Source organism: Vibrio sp. 704, assembly GCF_033339295.1.
In genome coordinates, this window is record NZ_JAWOUH010001085.1 from 1 (window position 1) to 504 (window position 504).

1 protein-coding gene is annotated in these 504 nt (G+C 46.6%); it reads left to right on the plus strand.

Annotated elements, in window-relative coordinates; genetic code table 11:
• Nucleotides 1-481: alanine racemase C-terminal domain-containing protein (locus tag R7R24_RS30780; protein WP_318120724.1), on the plus strand; the 481-nt coding region annotated here is incomplete at its 5' end.
• Nucleotides 482-504: the final 23 nt, after the last annotated feature.

Here is a 504-nt window from a genome sequence, read left to right on the forward strand (position 1 = left end):
GCTCAACGTACCAGAAGCTCAACTTGATATGGTTCGTCCTGGTGGTGTGCTTTACGGTGATCTACCAACTAACCTTGAATACCCTTCTATCGTGTCTTTCAAAACACGCGTAGCATCACTGCACCACCTACCGAAAAACAGCACTGTGGGTTACGACAGCAGCTTTACAACCACTAAAGAAAGCGTAATGGCGAACCTTCCTGTCGGTTACTCTGACGGTTACCCAAGAAAAATGGGCAATACGGCAGACGTGCTGATCAATGGTCAACGTGCAAAAGTGGTTGGCGTAACGTCAATGAATACAACAATGATCGACGTTTCCGATATCAAAGGCGTGAAGCCGGGTTTTGAGGTCGTTCTGTTCGGCAACCAAAAATCTCAAACCATCAATGCCGCAGAAATCGAGAAGAACGCCGACGTGATCTTCCCAGAACTTTACACCATTTGGGGCACATCAAACCCTCGCGTGTACGTGAAGTAATCTTACGACTTCCTTTTTAAACA